The 15,458-nt window shown below is 70.8% G+C and carries 12 protein-coding genes; 5 read left to right on the plus strand and 7 right to left on the minus strand.

The features are described 5' to 3' along the window. Positions 1–31: 31 nt before the first annotated feature. Positions 32–1,306 carry an oligosaccharide flippase family protein gene (locus tag O7546_RS08450; protein WP_194800921.1) on the plus strand — a complete coding sequence of 425 codons (1,275 nt, stop codon included), beginning with the start codon at positions 32–34 and terminating at the stop codon, positions 1,304–1,306. A gap of 129 nt (positions 1,307–1,435) precedes the next feature. After that, positions 1,436–2,785 (plus strand): glycosyltransferase, encoded by a 1,350-nt coding sequence (locus O7546_RS08455; RefSeq protein ID WP_281600700.1) that lies wholly within the window; start codon positions 1,436–1,438, stop codon positions 2,783–2,785. Positions 2,786–2,831: 46 nt separating this feature from the next. Here O7546_RS08455 and O7546_RS08460 read toward each other — a convergent pair whose 3' ends face one another. Together O7546_RS08460 and O7546_RS08465 are read right to left on the minus strand one after the other, a co-directional pair. Then, entirely contained in the window at positions 2,832–3,473 is a 642-nt protein-coding gene (locus tag O7546_RS08460; protein WP_194800923.1) for a sugar transferase, read from the minus strand. Beyond that, on the minus strand, positions 3,470–4,690 hold the full coding sequence (locus tag O7546_RS08465) for a glycosyltransferase family 4 protein (RefSeq protein ID WP_228532076.1): 1,221 nt from the start codon (positions 4,688–4,690) through the stop codon (positions 3,470–3,472). Before O7546_RS08465 ends, O7546_RS08460 begins: the two co-directional genes overlap by 4 nt. A 356-nt stretch (positions 4,691–5,046) precedes the next feature. On the opposite strand from O7546_RS08465, the gene O7546_RS08470 reads away from it, so the two are divergent. Next, positions 5,047–5,943 carry an NAD-dependent epimerase/dehydratase family protein gene (locus O7546_RS08470; protein WP_269696501.1) on the plus strand — a complete coding sequence of 299 codons (897 nt, stop codon included), beginning with the start codon at positions 5,047–5,049 and terminating at the stop codon, positions 5,941–5,943. A 30-nt stretch (positions 5,944–5,973) separates the two neighbouring features. Here O7546_RS08470 and O7546_RS08475 read toward each other — a convergent pair whose 3' ends face one another. From O7546_RS08475 to O7546_RS08490, 4 genes are all read right to left on the minus strand, one after another. After that, complete coding sequence (locus O7546_RS08475) at positions 5,974–7,266, minus strand: glycosyltransferase family 4 protein (RefSeq protein ID WP_281600701.1); 1,293 nt, start codon at positions 7,264–7,266, stop codon at positions 5,974–5,976. Continuing rightward, the gene (locus O7546_RS08480; protein ID WP_194800925.1) at positions 7,244–8,374 is read right to left on the minus strand and encodes an aminotransferase class I/II-fold pyridoxal phosphate-dependent enzyme; all 1,131 of its coding nucleotides are present in this window, start codon (positions 8,372–8,374) and stop codon (positions 7,244–7,246) included. Before O7546_RS08480 ends, O7546_RS08475 begins: the two co-directional genes overlap by 23 nt. 166 nt (positions 8,375–8,540) lie before the next feature. After that, on the minus strand, positions 8,541–9,623 hold the full coding sequence (locus tag O7546_RS08485; RefSeq protein WP_194800926.1) for a GNAT family N-acetyltransferase: 1,083 nt from the start codon (positions 9,621–9,623) through the stop codon (positions 8,541–8,543). 111 nt (positions 9,624–9,734) lie between these two features. Then, positions 9,735–10,166, minus strand: coding sequence for a hypothetical protein (locus tag O7546_RS08490; protein WP_194800927.1), 432 nt, complete (start codon positions 10,164–10,166; stop codon positions 9,735–9,737). A 147-nt stretch (positions 10,167–10,313) separates the two neighbouring features. Here O7546_RS08490 and O7546_RS08495 point away from each other — a divergent pair, with 147 nt between their 5' ends. Further along, positions 10,314–11,327: a DUF389 domain-containing protein gene (locus O7546_RS08495; RefSeq protein ID WP_194800928.1), complete on the plus strand. Its 1,014-nt coding sequence runs from the start codon at positions 10,314–10,316 to the stop codon at positions 11,325–11,327. A gap of 39 nt (positions 11,328–11,366) precedes the next feature. Here the strand turns inward: O7546_RS08495 and O7546_RS08500 are convergent, their stop codons facing one another. Continuing rightward, the gene (locus tag O7546_RS08500; protein WP_269696503.1) at positions 11,367–13,811 is read right to left on the minus strand and encodes a Tex family protein; all 2,445 of its coding nucleotides are present in this window, start codon (positions 13,809–13,811) and stop codon (positions 11,367–11,369) included. A 101-nt stretch (positions 13,812–13,912) separates the two neighbouring features. Here O7546_RS08500 and dgt point away from each other — a divergent pair, with 101 nt between their 5' ends. Continuing rightward, positions 13,913–15,424 (plus strand): dGTP triphosphohydrolase, encoded by a 1,512-nt coding sequence (gene dgt / locus O7546_RS08505; protein WP_194800930.1) that lies wholly within the window; start codon positions 13,913–13,915, stop codon positions 15,422–15,424. Positions 15,425–15,458: the final 34 nt, after the last annotated feature.

The following is a 15,458-nucleotide window of genomic DNA, read 5'->3' on the forward strand; positions in this document are numbered from 1 at the left end:
TCCTACGTTGTCGGACGGCCGACGGGGAGTGTTGAGCATCGCGGCCGGCTCTGCGGGAGGCCAACTACTCGCCTTGGCGGCCGTTCCGCTGCTGGCCCGGATCTACCGCCCGGCTGACTTCGGTCATCTCGCTGTCGTCACCGCGTTGGCGGTCACCCTCGGCACGGTGGCGGCGCTGCGGTTCGAGATGGCGATTCCGCTGCCGAAGCGGGAGAGTGACGCACAGGCGCTGGTGACCCTCGGCCTCGTCGCTGCCTGTGGGACCGGCTTTGTCGGGGCTGTTGCGGTCCTCGTGGCGGGTGGCGAGGTGGCATGGTGGTTCGGTCAGCCCGAGCTGGCGCCCTGGCTATGGGTGGTGCCGCCCTCCGCAGCGGCGTTGGGTGCGGTTCTCGTGCTCAACCAACTCGCCGTTCGGCACTTTCGGTACGCGACGATCGGCCGGCGCAACCTGTTCCAGTCCCTTGGCGTGGTGTTCACACAGATCACTGCCGGTGTCGCGGGCCTTCGGTCCGGCGGTCTGATACTCGGCTTCGGATTCGGCCAGGTGGTGGCCGCCGCAGTTCTGCTGCGGGACGCGCGTCGACGCGGCCAGGACGGGAAGGCCGACCACGAACCCCGGCGACTGCTGGCGGTGGCCCGGCGGTATCGCCGTTTCCCGCTGCTGATGGCACCGTCAGGCCTGCTCAACGTGCTCGGCACGCAGCTACCGGTCCTACTCGTCGCCTACTGGTACGGCAGCACGGTGGCGGGCTGGTTGGGTCTCACCCAGCGAGTGGTCGCGATGCCTGTCGCTCTGGTGGCATCCGCGGTCGCGCAGGTCTACCTGGCCGAGATCGCCCGGATCGCGCGGGAGCAGCCGGCGGCCGGCCGGCGCGTGTTCGTGAGGGCGAGCCGGAAGCTGGCCCTGGTGGCGGGCCCGAGTGCCCTTGCCGTCGTGGTCGCCGCGCCGATGCTGTTCTCGCTGGTCTTCGGTCCGCAATGGCGCAGCAGCGGCGGCTATGCCCAGGCCATGGCCGTCTTCATGGCAGCGCAACTCGTGGCGTCGCCGCTGTCGCAGACACTCATCGTGTTCGAACGCCAAGGGCTGCAACTTGCCTGGGACGCCGGGCGTCTCCTTCTCGTGGCGGGCACCGTCGCCGTCGTGGCGTCGGTTGGCGGATCACCGCTGACCGCCGTCTGGTCTTTCGGTATCGCCGGCGCGCTTTCGTACGGCGTCGGCTGGCTGATGTCGTTGCGAGTGGTCACCGCGGCAAGCCGGGTCGGTGGCGGGGCAGGCGCGGAGCGGCATCTGGTATCCCCGGGCTGAACACCAGTCTGCCTCTTCTTGAAGGTTCCGCGTTTCTTCGACCATTTCTACACGTTGATCCCTGTATCAACCGGGGAAGGAGTGTGCCCAGATGCAGGGTTCGTGCCGCCGATGGTGGGGGTGCCGGCAATGACGGACCACCAGCGGGATCCCGCGTCCACACCACGACTGCTTGTCGTCTCGTACCACCTTCCGTCGGCCGAGACGGTTGCCGCCAGTCGACCGGCTGCCCTTGCGGCCTTCGCTGACGAGCACGGATGGGACGTCCGGATCCTGACCGCCACAGGCGCGGACCGGGTCGGCGAATCGGCGCGGTTTCCGCGGGTTCGGGTGATCCACGCGCCACCATCGCCGCGGCTTCCGCGACTCGGCAGCGACCCGGACATGTCCTCCTCCGCCGGCGGGCCGGCGCGGCGAGTGTCGCGACTGACTTGGCTGAAAGCGGGCGTCAAAGGCTCAGTCCGGAGGGCCGGCCTGGAACTCCTCGTGCCCGATCCGCAGGTCAACTGGATTCGCCCGGCACTGCGGGCCTTCGGCCGAGCGGCTGGCGACTGGCGTCCCGATGTCGTCCTGGCGTCGGCGCCGCCATTCTCCGGGTTCTTGGTGGCGGCGGCGATCGCCCGCCGGCTGGGCGTACCGTGGGTGGCCGACTACCGGGATCTCTGGTCCGTCGGCAACGACTACTGGGTGCGTTCCTCGCTGCGCCGCGCGATCGATGAAAAGCTGGAACGCCGGGTGCTCCGATCGGTGACGAGGTGCGTCACCGTCTCGCAACCACTTGCGGAGACGCTCCGGAGTACGTTCGGTGTGGATGCCCGCGTCGTCATGAACGGGATCGACCGTCGGCCCGTGCTCTCCCGTTCCGTGGACGTTCGTCCGGTCTCCGGAGTGCGGGGTGAGGCGACACTGACCCTTGCGTACACCGGGCATCTATATGGGGGTAGGCGGGATCCGGGGCCTCTACTCGCCGCGATCGCCCTGCTCGGTGATGACGCCGCTCGGGTGCATGTCGTCTTCGCCGGTGAGGACGACGGCATCGTTCGTGCTGCGGCCGAGCGTGCAGGCGTTGCTGACTGCGTCACCGTCCTCGGCTATGTCACCCCGGAGAAGTCATGGCAGATCCAGGCAGACGCGGACGTTCTGGTTCAGCTCATGTGGAATGACCCCCGGGATGCCGGAACGGTCACCGGCAAGATGTTCGACTATTTCCAGGCGCGGCGTCCGATCCTCCTGCTGGGCTATGAGCACGGGGTGGCGGCGAATCTTGTGCGGGAGCGAGGCGTGGGAGTCGTCCACAACGAGCCAGCTGCGATCGCCGCTCAGCTGCGGGAGTGGCTCGGGGTGAAGCAGCAGGCCGGTGCGGTACCACCCGTTCCGCCCCGTGCGCTGGACGGCCTCTTTCGCGAGGATCAGTTCGGGCCATACCTTCAGCTCCTCCGCGAGGCTGCTGACGGACCAGCCCGCACCGGCCGCGGATAGATCTCATGGCACGCTCCCCGCGCCGTCGTGTGCGGGGAGCGTCCGATCATCGAACGCAGGTGAGGCGCCGCTCCTCGTCGAGATCGAGCATCTCCGACGAAGGATCGACGGACACCCCGGAAGCCCGCAGAACCTTGCCGACCGTTCGGGCGAGGATCCGTAGGTCGAGCCAGAGCGACCAACCGAGGACGTATCGGACGTCGAGTTCCAGGCGATCGGTCCAGCCAAGACCGTTGCGCCCGTTGACCTGGGCGAGACCGGTGATACCCGGTTGGACGGCGAACCGCAGCCGCTCCCGCTCCGTGTACCAGGGGTCGTAGCGCAGGAGGAGGGGGCGTGGCCCGACCAGGCTGAGGTCACCGCGGAGCACGTTGACCAGTTGGGGCAGCTCGTCGATGCTCAACCGACGCAGCGTACGACCAACGCCCCGGCAGCGGACCCCGTCCGGCAGCAGCCGACCGTGCGCGTCGCGTTCGTCAGACATCGTCCGCAGCTTGAGGACACGAATCCGGCGTTCGTGGCGGCCGGTACGCTCCTGCCGAAAGAACACCGGAGCTCCGAACTGGGCCAGCACCAACAGCGCGGCGACCGCCAGGACCGGTGCGGTCAGCACGAGGACGACCAGGGCCACGGTGACGTCGATGACCCGCTTGATCCGCCGCTCGACCGTGCGACGAGGACCGGTCACCGGGCCAGCACCTTTCCGGTTGCCGGCGGTGCGTACTCCTGTGGTGACCCGCCGATCCCCGCGGCATACTCGACGATCTCGGCCATCCGCACCGCTGAGATCCGGTTGTCGAAGTGCTGCCACGACCGTTCGCGAGCCCGCACCCCGCGCTCGGCGAGCCCACCCGACCGGAACTCCGTGTGCGCGTGCGCGAGGGCCCGGGCCAGCATCATCACGTCGTCCCGGGGCACCACCCACCCGCACGTCTCGTCCACCGTCTCCGGCAGCCCGCCGGCGTCGCTGACGATGCTCGGCACGTCCAGCAGCGCCGCCTCGGGTGGTGCGCCGTGTCCCTCGCTGAGCGACGGGCTGACGCTGAGATCCGCCGCCCGGTAGTAGGACCGCACGTCGTCGGCGGTGTCAATCCAGCGCACGGACGGGTCGTCGGCAAGGCCGAAGCGGCGGATGAGATCCTGCCGATGCTCCTCGCCGGCCTCGTCCGAGCCGCCGCCGACCAGCATCAGCACCGCGTCGGGATGCCCGGACCGAAACTTCTGCCAAGCCGCGAGCAGCACGTCGTGTCCCTTGAACGCGCGGTTGCGGTGGGCAGCGAGCTTCCGGGGCGGGTACACGTACGCCACCATGATCACCACGAACTGGTCGGGCGTGAGCCCGAGGTCCGCTCGGGCCTTCGCTCGGGCCTCCGCGCGTGTCGCCGCCGTGTCGTCGGGCAGGTCGGCGGTCGCCCAAGCCAGATTGAGCCCGCTTGTCACGGCTGGTCGACGCGACGCCGGCACGCCCAACTCGCCGTAGCGGTGGGAGGTGTACCGGGTGCCACAGATGATCACGCGGTCCAGCCGCCAGAGCACGCGTTCGACGACGCGGACCGCCCGCGACTCCAGGAAGGCGGGGCCGGCGACGAACTGCACCCGCGCCAGCGGCAGGCCGACAGTGGCCAATCGCGCGGCCAGGGTCGCCGCGTACAGGTGGTGGTAGAGCACCTGCACACGGAGACGGCGGACCAGGCGGCGGAGCTGCCAGAGCTGCACCACTGTGGCCGGTGTGGGCCGGAAGCGGAACGAGAAGGGCGACGCGACCGTGCGGATGCCCGCCTCGGCCAAGCGGGCGTTCAGACGACCACCTGGCGGACAGATCACCACGACGACGTGACCGCGGTCGCGTAGAGCGCACGCCTGCGGGATGGTCCACAGTCCGCCGTAGTTGGTCTTGACGATCAAGGCGACACGCAGCGTCCGGCCCCCCGGTGCGTCGTCCTCGGGAGAGTGCGGAGGGACCGGCTTCACCGAGCCGCCTCCGGCCGCTCGGAACCAGAACGAACCTGTTCTATCAGCATCTGGGGTCTTCTCTTACATGGTTCGGTTTGCATGGTTTGCACCCGATCAGTGGGTTGCTGGGGAGCTATGACAGATAAAACGAGAAACGAAGGCTTTAGTAACTAATGCCGGAGCCTTCCGTTGGCCCTGCCGAGGGTGGACGTGACCGGTGTGCGTCGTCTCCGGGCAGCGCAGGTCCCATCAGCTCCGACCCGGTCAGAAGCGGGCCGGCTGGCGAACGGGGAGATTCTGTGAGAACCGTGCTGCTCTTCGGCGCGACCGGCTTCGTGGGTCGCCACGTGAGTGCGACACTCGCCCCGGCGTACGCCGTTGTCCGTCCGAGCCGCGCCGGGTGCGACCTGGTCCGTGCCACGACGGATGAGCTGGTGGAACTGATCCGGATTCATCAGCCTGTCGCTGTGGTGAACTGCGCGGGCCGGCTGACCGGGACCGACGCCGACATGGTCGCAGCTCATACACTCGTGACCGCCAGGCTCATCGAGGCCGTGGCGACCGCCGCACCCCGGGCCAGGCTGGTGCGACTCGGATCGGCCGGGGAGTACGGTGCTGTTCCTGCCGGTACCGCCGTACCGGAGACCTGGCCCGCCGAACCCGTGAGCGGATACGGACTGAGCCATCTGGCCGCCACCCGGCTGATGGATCTCGCTGTCGCAGCGGGTCGGCTGGACGGCGTCGTGCTCCGAGTGTTCAACCCCATCGGCCCAGGGCTGTCGGTGGAGAGCGTGCTGGGCCGGGCGGTACGCCTGCTCCGGCGGTCCGGACTGGTACACGGCGATTCGGAGATCACGCTAGGGCCGCTAGACGCGTACCGGGACTTCGTGGACGTGCGGGATGTCGCGCACGCGGTGGCCGCCGTCGTTGCGGCGCCGACCGTGCCGCACCGCTTGCTCAATGTCGGCACCGGCCGGGCGGTGCAGGTGCGCGCAGTGGTCAGAGCCCTGGCCGGTGTCGCCGGATTCACCGGCGCGGTCCGGGAGGCTGCGCCGACCGGAGGCGGTCGTCGATCGGTCGGGGTGCCGTGGATGTGTGCCGACATCTCCGCCATCCGTCAGCTCGGCTGGAATCCACACCACGAGCTGAACGACACGGTGAAGGCTGTCTGGGCAGCCGTTTCCGACTCGACCGTTGACGACTGACGCCGCCTCGGATCGTCTGGGTACAGGCCCTCAGGCCGTCCGGTCCGAGGGCCGGACGGCATCCGGGACGGCGGCGGGCCGAGGCAGTGATCGGCGGTCGGTCATCAGGTTACGGGCCGCCCGGTAGAACTCCGTGCGGCGTACCGCCAGTCGGTCCGCGGCGAACGCGCGGGCGACGTCGAGGTTGCGCCGTGAGGCGGCGGCCAAGCCCTCCGGGTCCGCCAGGACCCGGCCCAGCACTGCAGCCAAATCGTCCGGATCGCCGGGGCGGAACAGCATCTGCGGGGGCAGAAGCTCCGGGATACCGCCGACGTCGGAGGCCACGGCCGGTAGTCCACGGGCCATCGCCTCGATCAGTGCGCGGGGAAGACCTTCCGTCCGGGACGGCATGACCAGCAGGTCAGCGGCGTCGAGTTGATTCCGGAGCCCTTCGACCGTGGGGATCCAGCCGGCGAAGGTGATCCGGTCGCGCACTCCCAACCGGTCGGCGAGCTCCTCCAGCGTGGGCTGGTAACGGCCGGGGCCGATGTGTACGTGGCGGACCGACGGATCCAACTGCGGGATGGCCTTGATCAGAATGTCGATCCCCTTGTAGAGCTGCTCCAGCGAGCCCACTGACACGAGCGTCATCGGCCCGTCCGCTGATCGCCGGCCACGGGGCTGTGGCACGTACGCCTCCGGCGGGAGGTTCACCGAGCTGATGCCGGTGCAGAGCGTGCCGGGCCGGGTCGGGTAACGGGCCTGGAGGGAACGGCTCGTCTCGTAGGACACCGCTACCGCCGAGCGGCACTGCCGCTCAAGGTTGCGTGTGCTCCACACACGTAGAAAGGGCCGCAGCGGATGCTCGATCACCCCCGGGGCGAAGACGGCGTGGGGGTCGCCGATGACCTCCATGGCGTAGCGGAGCCCACGTCGAGTGATGTGCCGATGCATCAGCGTGGCGATGGTCGACGGCGCTCTCAGCAGCACCGCCTCCGCGTCGGCTGCGATCGCCCGTACTGTCCTGTCGATCCGTGGCAGCTGCCGCAAGTACTGCTGAGGGCCCTCGTAGTAGGGGAGCGGGGCCACGGTTACTCTCTCGCCGTCCACGCGCAGGGCGTTCGGCGGAATCTCCCCGACGTCCCGCGCGCGGGCCACGACCTGTACTTCGTCGAAGGCGACCAGGTAGCGCGACCAGAGTGCGTAGTCGGTGCCGAATGTGACCCAGAACTGGTTGTCGGGAGTGCGGACGAATCGGCACTCCTCCGTGATGGTTAGCCGCACAGCAGTCCTTCCGATGGAGAGTCGCAAGCTCTGCCGATCACACGTTGAGCAGGAAATCACTGATCGTGTCGTCGATCAGTCGGGCCTCGCCTGCAGTGAGGTTGGAGCCGCTGGGCAACGCGAGCCCGCGGTCGAAAAGCCGCTCCGCGGCTCCGGTGGTGATGCTCCGGGCGTGCCGGAAAACCGGTTGCAGGTGCATCGGCTTCCATACTGGACGGGTCTCGATTCCGCGCTGTGCCAGATGCGCGGCAAGATCGGACGCCTGCCAACCGGCCTGATCGGGATCGACCACGATGACCGTCAGCCAGCAATTGGCCGCCGGATCGGCATCGTTGAGCAGGCGCACTCCCGGGCTGGCGGCGAAGAGTTTGGCATACCGCTCCCGGGTCTCACGGCGTCGCGTGATCATCTGGTCCAGCCGACGCAGTTGGGCGCGGCCCAGAGCGGCCAGGAGATTGCTGAGCCGGTAGTTGTAACCGACCTCGGTGTGCTCATAGTGCACCGTCTCCTGCCGTGCCTGGGTCGCGAGGTACCGGCAGCGCGCGATGAGTGCCTGGTCGTCGGAGACGAGCATTCCTCCGCCGGATGTGGTGAGGATCTTGTTTCCGTTGAACGAGAAGGCGGCGATTCGGCCGAACGACCCAGCTGGCCGGCCCTCGTGGGTGGCGCCCAGCGATTCGGCGGCGTCGGCCACCACCGGCACACCCGCCGCCGCGCACGCCGGAAGCAGCGACGAGTAGTCCGCGCAGGCGCCGAAGAGGTCGACCGGCACCACTGCTGCGACCTGGGCGTCCTCGGCGCGCAGCCGGTCCAGGGCATCGCGGAGCAGGGGCACGTCGATGTTGCCGGTGGTTGGATCGCAATCCACAAAAACCGGTTCCGCGCCGGTGTAGACCACGGCGTTCGCCGTTGCGGCGAAGGTCAGGGTCGGGACCACGACCACCGTGCCCGGCCGGGCGCCGACGCCGAGCAGCGCGAGATGCAGGGCCGCCGTACCGGAACTGACCGCGACTGCGTGTCTGCGTCCCGCCCGCTGCGCAATCTCCTGCTCGAAGGCGTCGAGGTCGGGCCCGACCGGCGCGACCCAGCCGGAGCGCAGAGCCGACGACAGGTACGACTCCTCGAGCGGGCCGACATCCGGTGGAGATAGGAATACGTGAACGCCCATGACGCTCCAATGCGATTTTGGGACCGCCACCATTGTTCACCACAATCGGCCCCGCCGGTTGCTGTTCGGGTTGTTGAGATAATCGTTTCAACGCCGTCACCCAATAAGCTGTCCGTTCGTTGAGCGAATGCTTGGCGGCGCCATTCGGAAAACTTCTCGTACGGCGTCAGTTCGCGTCGGGCAACGCGCTCCGGTACTCGGGAAAGAAGTCTGGCGACGCCGGCCAAGCCGGATCCCGCCGGACGGCCTCCTCCCGGTGAGCGGCACACAGGCGCCGGTAGACGGGTTCGTCGAGCACCCGGGTGCCGAGGTGGAACGGGACGAGCCCGTGGGGAGCGAAGGAGCGCTTGTAGCGAAAGATCCCGTCGTCCGGTGCGTATCCGCCGCCCAGGACGAACCGGGTCCGGCGCTGGGACCGACCCCAACGGCAGATCTCGAACTTGAGCAGGTCGTTCGGTCGCAGGTCGAACGCGTCCTGGTCGGTGCCGCCGAGGTAGGAGTAAAGGCTCCGTGCGGACAACAGCACCAACTCGGTGGAGACGACCCGTCCTTCGTGCAGCGCGTGGAAGAACGCAAACTGTCCCGGCAGTTCGCGGACGATCGTGGTGAAGAAGCCACGCGGGAAGTAATAGCCGCTTGTCGCCGCCCGCCGATCCATGGTGCTCTGGTAGATCCGTAGGAAGTCGTCGAGCCGCGCGCCGGCGAGGTCGACCTCGACGGTCACTCCGTTCCGGCGGGCCTTGTTGACGTTCTTCCGCACCTTGTGGTCGAACTCCCGCCACATGTCCTCGTCGCTGGTCCGCAGGTCACGCACCACGTTCAACTGCTTCTCCTGGACCGGGCCCGGCGGGGAGAGCCGCTCGTCCTCGAATAGCGACAGTCGGGTGACCTCGGACACCACGTGGCGGCGGGCGCAGAAGGCGTCGAACGACTCCCAGAACTCCTTGGCCTCCCGCTCGTCCGTGTCCTCCTGGAAGGCGCCGCCATAGCCGTACGGACTGGTGATGTCGTGATACCGGCCAGGTGGCAGGTCCAGGTGTGGCGCGTCAACGGGACGGAGCAGGAACGGATACAGCACGAAACCGTGCTCGGTCCGGGCGTACGCGGCCAGCGGCTCGTCCTGCGGCCCGGCGAAGAGCCGGAGGTAGGCCGGGTGGGCGAAGACCTCACGCCGGTCCCAGTCGCGGTGCAGAGCGCGCCAGCGCTCGTCGTCCGCCGGCTTGCGGGCGTCCAGGATCTCCAGTCGCATCTGCGCTCCCCGTCGCCTGGCCACGGCCGCCCCGCTGGCGGCCGGCCACGTGTCGTCCGTTCTGGGTAACGAGGATCGGCCGGGACGGTGTCGACAGGTGACCGGGCCGGGTCAGGGCCAGTCGTCGCCCGCTTCGAGGCGCGCGCCGAGCAACGCCGTCAGCGGAAGGGACTCCCCGTCGCGCCCGCCGCGGCCGATGACTAGTGACGGCGTGGACGGCTCCGGCCGGGCGCCGAGCAGCCGGGCGCGCAGCCCGGCCGGCACGGTCAGCAGGTAGTAGCGGCCCTCGGTGTCCACCGCCCGGCTCCGGGCCCGGTCCACGTACCAGCCGACCAGCGGGGTGCGGTAACGGCCGCGTCCGCTGTAGGGCGTGGCCACGAGCCGCTCGGTGCGCAGGCCGCGCCGGGCGGCCTCGGCCGCGAACCGGGCGACCAACTCCGCGGCTTCGGCCTGCTCCGCGGCGCGCTGCCGGGCGTCGGCCTCGGCGTGCGCCCGCACCGCGTGGCGTCGCCGCTCCCGCCACCGCTCGTCGTCGGCACCCACGACCGCGAGGGTACGCCCACAGCCGCGCCCGCCCCGCGGCCGCTCCGGGCGGGGGAGGCGTGCCGGGCCGTCGCGCGACCTCCTGCCGCCCTCGCGCGGATCGTCTAGAGTGCTGACGTCCGTCGCGCCCATCGAGGAGCCTGGTCCGTGCTGCACATCCGGGTGATCGCACCAGCGGACCGCTCGTCCGACATCGCCGACATGCTTACCGCGGAGCCCGGCGTGACCCACCTGGTGGTGTTGCCGGGCGCGGCCCGTCAGCCGGCCGGCGACTACATCACCTGCGACGTGGTCCGGGAGAGCGCCGACGGTGTCCTGCGCCGGCTGCGGGAGATGGGGGTCGAGGCGCGCGGGGCGATCGCCGCCGACGACGTGGAGCTGACCCTCTCGGCCGCAGCGGACCGGGCCGCCGAGGCGGCCCCGGGCCACGGTGACGACGCCCTGATCTGGGACGAGGTCGCCGCGAAGACGGGTGAGCAGACGGTGCTCACCGGTATCTTCCTGGCGCTGATCGTCGTCGCCACCATGATCGCCGGCATCGGCGTGCTGCTCGACCAGCCCATCCTCATCGTCGGCGCGATGGTCGTCGGCCCGGAGTTCGGCCCGCTCGCGGCGCTATGCGTGGCGCTGCTGCGCGGCAAGGGGGGCGTCGTCGTCCGGTCGGTGCAGGCGCTCGTTGTCGGCTTCGTGGCGGCGATGCTCGCCACCGTGGTCAGCACCTGGGCGCTGGACGCGGCCGGTCTGGTGAGCCGGGAGATGCTGCTGGCCGAGCGGCCGTTGACGGACTTCATCTGGCGCCCGGACGCCCTGTCGTGGGTGGTCGGCCTGCTCGCCGGCATCGCCGGGATGCTGTCGCTGACCTCGAAGAAGTCCGGCTCCCTGGTCGGCGTCCTGATCTCGGTGACCACCGTGCCGGCGGCCGCGAACGTGGCGGTCGCCGCCGCGTACGGCGTCTGGCACGAGGCGGCCGGTTCCGCGCTCCAGTTGGTCGTCAACCTGGCCGCCATCGTGCTGGCGGGTCTGCTCACGCTGCTGGTCCAGCGCTCCTGGTGGCGGCGTGTGGCGCGGCGGTCCCGGCAGCCGGTGCCCCGGCAGCGGGCCGACCGTGACCCGGCGTCCGCCCGGACCGATCCGTCGTCGGGCGGGCACCGGTCGAGCTGACTCGTTCGTGACGTCAGCCCGACCGGCGGCCGCGGACCGTCAGGCCAGGCCGGCGCGGCGCAGCGCCTCGGCCATGGCGTCGTTCACCGGTGCCGCCGATCCGCCGCCTCGTCCCTGCCGCTGCGACGGACCACCGCGTGAGCCGCCCCGTTCGCCCTGGCCGCCACGCCGGGCGCCGGCGTCGCCGCGCTGTCCGCCGCGGTCACCCCGCTGCCCACCGCCGTCGCCGCGCTGCCCGCCACCGCGCCGGCCGCCGCGCTCCTCGCCGCCCGGACCCTTGGCGGCGGGACGGCCACCGGCCGGCGCCTCGTCGTCCAGCCGCAGCGTCAGCGAGATCCGCTTGCGCGGCACGTCCACGTCGAGTACCCGGACCTTCACCACGTCGCCGGACTTCACCACGTCGCGCGGGTCCTTCACGAAGGTGTGCGACATGGCCGAGACGTGCACCAGTCCGTCCTGGTGCACGCCCACGTCGACGAACGCGCCGAACGCGGCCACGTTCGTCACCACGCCCTCCAGCACCATGCCGGGCGTCAGGTCGCTGATCTTCTCCACGCCCTCGACGAACGTCGCGGTACGGAACTCCGGACGCGGGTCGCGGCCCGGCTTCTCCAGCTCGGCCAGGATGTCGGTGACGGTGGGCAGGCCGAACGTCTCGTCGACGAAGTCGGTCGCGCGCAGGCCGCGCAGGATGGCCGACCTGCCGATCAGCGCGCGCAGGTCCTGCCCGGTGGAGGAGAGGATGCGGCGCACCACCGGGTACGACTCCGGGTGCACGCTGGAGGAGTCCAGCGGGTCGTCGCCGCCGGGGATGCGCAGGAAGCCGGCGCACTGCTCGAACGCCTTCGGCCCGAGCCGCGGCACCTTCTTCAGCTCCGCCCGGGTGCGGAACGGCCCGTTGGCGTCGCGGTGCAGCACGATGTTCTCGGCCAGCCCGGCGCCGATGCCGGACACCCGGGTGAGCAGCGGCGCGGAGGCGGTGTTGACATCCACGCCGACCGCGTTGACGCAGTCCTCGACCACCGCGTCGAGCGAGCGGGACAGCTTCACCTCGGACAGGTCGTGCTGGTACTGCCCGACACCGATCGACCGCGGGTCGATCTTCACCAGCTCGGCCAGCGGGTCCTGGAGGCGACGGGCGATCGACACCGCACCGCGCAGCGAGACGTCCAGGCCGGGCAGCTCCTGCGAGGCGTACGCGGAGGCGGAGTAGACCGACGCACCGGCCTCGGAGACCACCACCTTCGTCAGCTTCAGTTCCGGGTGCCGCTTGATCAGGTCACCGGCGAGCTTGTCGGTCTCCCGGCTGGCGGTGCCGTTGCCGATCGCGACCAGCTCGACGCCGTGCGCGGCGGCGAGCGTGGCGAGCGTGTGCAGCGAGGCGTCCCACTGCCGGCGCGGCTCGTGCGGATAGATCGTGTCGGTGGCGACCACCTTGCCGGTGGCGTCGACCACCGCCACCTTCACACCGGTCCGCAGGCCCGGGTCGAGGCCCATCGTCGCCCGCGCCCCGGCCGGCGCGGCCAGCAGCAGGTCGCGCAGGTTGGTGGCGAAGACCCGGACGGCCTCCTCCTCGGCCGCCTGCCACAGCCGCATCCGCAGGTCGGCGCCGAGGTGGATGAGGATCCGGGTACGCCAGGCCCAGCGCACCGTGTCGGCCAGCCACTTGTCGGCGGGCCGCCCCTGGTCGCTGATGCCGAAGCGTCCGGCCACGGCGGCCTCGTAGCGGCTCGGTCCGGTGGCGTCGGCGTCGCCGTCGGCCTCCGGGTCCATGGTCAGCTCCAGCACGCCCTCCTTCTCGCCCCGGAACACGGCGAGGATGCGGTGCGAGGGCAGCTTCGGGTACGGCTCGGCGAAGTCGAAGTAGTCGGCGAACTTCGCGCCCGCGGTCTCCTGGCCGTCGCGTACCCGGGAGACCAGCCGGCCCCGCGACCACATCTGCTCGCGCAGCGTGCCGATCAGGTCGGCGTCCTCGGCGAAGCGCTCGATCAGGATGGCCCGCGCCCCGTCCAGGGCGGCAGCGGCGTCCGCGACGCCCTTGTCCGGGTCGGCGAACCCGGCGGCGACCGTCTTCGGGTCCTGCGCCGGGTCGGCCAGAAGCGTGTCCGCGAGCGGCTCCAGCCCGGCCTCGCGGGCGATCTGCGCGCGGGTGCGCCGTTTCGGCTTGTAGGGCAGGTAGATGTCCTCCAGGCGGGACTTGGAGTCGGCGGCGAGGATCTGCGCCTCCAGCGCCTCGTCGAGCTTGCCCTGACTGCGGATCGACTCCAGCACCGCCGCGCGACGCTCGTCCAGCTCGCGCAGGTAGCGCAGCCGCTCCTCCAGCGTGCGCAGCTGCGCGTCGTCGAGCAGGCCGGTGGCCTCCTTGCGGTAGCGGGCGATGAACGGCACTGTGGCGCCGCCGTCGAGCAGCTCGACTGCCGCCCGTACCTGCCGTTCGGCGACGCCGAGTTCCTCGGCGATCCGCTGGTGCACAGACTGGGTCACGATTGTCATCCGCCTTCTCGGGTGGTTTCCGCCCTGCATTGTGCCGTTCGCCTCCGACCGGCTGTGCCCGGCCCGCCGCCGGCTGCGCTAGCGTGGCGATCATGGAGGCACCTGCGGATCCGCGGGCCCGGCGGCTGTTCGGCGGCAGCGCCCGGGCGCTCGGCGACCTGGCCGCCGGCCCGTTCCGGGCCGACCGGGACCGGATCGTCGGCTCGCCGTTCTTCACCCGGCTGGGCGGGGTGACCCAGGTGATCAGCCCGGGCGGGTCCGGGCTGCTCGTGCACAACCGGCTCACCCACAGCCTGAAGGTGGCCCAGGTGGCCCGGGCGATCGCCGAGCGGCTCATCGCCGACCCGGCCGATCGGGACCTGCTGGACAAGCTCGGCGGCTGCGACCCGGAGGTGGTGGAGGCCGCCGCGCTCGCGCACGACCTCGGGCACCCGCCGTTCGGGCACCTGGGGGAGCGGGTGCTCGACCGGCTGGCCCGCCAGCGGCTCGGGCTGGCCGACGGCTTCGAGGGCAACGCCCAGTCGTACCGGATCGTCACCAGCACCGAGATCCGCGGCGCGGCGACCACCGGCTTGGACCTGACCGCGGCGGTCCGGGCGGCCATGCTGAAGTATCCGTGGACCCGGCTGGACCACCCCGATCCGCATCCGCGTCACCTCGACCCCGCGCCCCGGGGCGCGGCGGCTCCGCCGGAGGATCCGGAGAGCGGTTCGGTGAAGTTCGGCGCGTACCGCACCGAGCTGGACGACCTGCGTCAGGCGCGGGAGCCGTTCGCCGGGCGCATCCCGGACTGGCAGCAGACGCCCGAGGCGTCGGTGATGGACACGGCCGACGACATCGCCTACGCGATCCACGACGTCGAGGACTTCTACCGCGTCGGAGTGCTCCAGCAGGGCGCTGTGGCGGCCGAGCTGATGGCCTGGCAGCGCGAGTGCGGGCACCTGCGGTCGATCACCGCGCCCGCGTTGGAGGCGGCGGGCCGGCGGCCGGGAGCGGCGATCGAGCGGCTGCGCCGGCAACTGCACCGCAAGGACGCCTGGATCGCCGACGACGAGGCGTTCGCCGCCGCTGTCGAGCACGTACGCGAGGAACTGGTGGAAGGGCTGCTCGCGCTGCCGTTCGACGGCTCGATCGAGGCGGAGCAGTACGTGGCCCGGTTCTCCGCCCGCTGGACCACCCGCTTCGTGGACGCCATCACCGTCACCCCGGAGCCGCACGTCCGCTCCGGATACGTGCTGCTGGCCAAGGCGCAGTGGCACGAGGTGCAGGTGCTCAAGTTCGTGCACCACCGGTTCGTGCTGGCCCGCCCGGACCTGGCCCTGCACCAGCGCGGCCAGGCCCGGCTGCTGGGCACGCTGGTGGAGGCGCTCTGGGAGTGGCTGCTGGACCCGGACGAGGAGTCCCGGCTGCCGCGCCGCCTGCACGACCTGGTGGAGCTGGCCGAGGCGGAGCTGCACCCGCGTACCCCGGACCGGATCGGCCGGGCCCGTGGCCGGGCGATCATCGACTTCGTCGCGCAGCTCACCGACGGTCAGGCGGTGGCGATGCTCGACGCGTTGTCGGGCCGCTCCGGCGCGCTGTGGACGGACGCCTTCGTGCTCTGAGCCGGCTCAGAGCACGAAGGCGGCAGCGCCACCC

It is taken from the genome of Micromonospora sp. WMMA1976 (assembly GCF_027497335.1).
In the GTDB taxonomy this organism is placed as follows: domain Bacteria; phylum Actinomycetota; class Actinomycetes; order Mycobacteriales; family Micromonosporaceae; genus Micromonospora; species Micromonospora aurantiaca.

What these genes read in the sequence shown, in the direction of transcription:
- O7546_RS08455 (WP_281600700.1), top strand. Translation starts at nt 1,436, where the DNA reads ATGACGGACCACCAGCGGGATCCCGCGTCCACACCACGACTGCTTGTC.
- dgt (WP_194800930.1), top strand. Translation starts at nt 13,913, where the DNA reads ATGGAGGCACCTGCGGATCCGCGGGCCCGGCGGCTGTTCGGCGGCAGC.
- O7546_RS08485 (WP_194800926.1), bottom strand. Translation starts at nt 9,623, where the DNA reads ATGCGACTGGAGATCCTGGACGCCCGCAAGCCGGCGGACGACGAGCGC.
- O7546_RS08480 (WP_194800925.1), bottom strand. Translation starts at nt 8,374, where the DNA reads ATGGGCGTTCACGTATTCCTATCTCCACCGGATGTCGGCCCGCTCGAG.